The organism is Oleiphilus sp. HI0080 (assembly GCF_001635135.1).
Map to the genome: position 1 here is coordinate 1 of NZ_LWFU01001113.1, position 1,290 is coordinate 1,290.

1 protein-coding gene is annotated in these 1,290 nt (G+C 50.3%); it reads right to left on the minus strand.

Translation table 11 applies throughout. The annotated features are described in order from the left end of the window. Positions 1 to 162 precede the first annotated feature (162 nt). Positions 163 to 1,290 (minus strand): nitrogen regulation protein NR(I) (ntrC, locus tag A3751_RS20210; RefSeq protein WP_068458698.1); only part of this gene is annotated, 1,128 nt, incomplete at its 5' end.

Genomic DNA, 1,290 nt, shown 5'->3' on the forward strand with positions numbered 1-1,290 from the left:
AATAGGTTGCGGTTAGCGTTCTGTCAGTGCGTAATGGCTCTCTCTACCGTGAATGCCTGGGGTTTAAAGTATCTCTCTTCTGTTTGTTGCAGGGCATGTTTCGTCCAGCATTTCTAGCAAGACGAACACCCCTGTTACTACATAAAGTTCAATCTTCAGACGCTATTCTTCATCGCCTTCTTCATCGGCGGACATGCCGAGTTCTTTGATTTTTCTAGTAAGGGTATTTCTTCCCCAGCCCAGCAGTATCGAAGCATCCCGTCGGCGCCCGCTCGTATGACTGAGCGCTGTTTCAATCATGATACGCTCAAACTCTGGGACGGCTGTATCTAGAATGGCGCTTTGACCTTTTTTCAACTCTTGGTCGGCCCATTTGCGTAATCCCTCTTGCCAAGTACTTCCGGTGAGCGAGACATCGCTGTGTTGTAGTAGCTCGGGAGGCAAATCTGACACATGGATCTCTCGACCACTTGCCATTACTGTTAACCAGCGACAGGTATTCTCAAGCTGTCTTACATTGCCTGGCCACGGTAATGCGCTCAAATAATCTTCGGTCTCTGGTCGGAGAACCTTTGGCTCTACGGCAAGTTCCTCTGCTGCGCGACTTAAGAAAAAGTGCATTAGCTTGGGGATGTCTTCCCTTCTATCACAAAGCTTTGGAAGGTGGATGCGAATCACGTTTAAGCGATGAAAGAGATCTTCTCGAAACGAACCTTCGTTAACTAGGTGTTCTAAATTTTGGTGTGTTGCCGCAATGATTCGAACGTCGACTTTTACTGGCGTATGGCCGCCTACCCGGTAGAACTCACCGTCAGCGAGCACTCGTAATAAGCGGGTTTGGGTATCTGCGGGCATGTCCCCAATTTCATCGAGAAACAACGTACCGCCGTTCGCTTGCTCAAAGCGACCTGTNCGTTGGCCGCCAGCACCAGTAAAGGCGCCTTTTTCGTGGCCAAAGAGTTCCGATTCAATCAGGTCTTTTGGAATGGCGGCCATGTTTAGCGCGATAAAGGACTCGCTTGCTCTGGGGCTGTGCTGGTGCAGCGCTTTGGCGACAAGCTCTTTACCAGTGCCCGATTCGCCGTTGATCAACACCGTTATATTGGAGTGGGAGAGTCGACCAATTGCGCGAAACACTTCCTGCATGGCGGGTGCTTCGCCGATAATTTCGGTACTTTCACTGACTTTGGTTGCCGAGACGTCGTTGTTTTTAGCGCGCTGTTCTTGAGAGTGGGCAATCGCACGCTTAGAGAGTGATACGGCATCTTCGAGATCAAAGGGTTTCGGGAG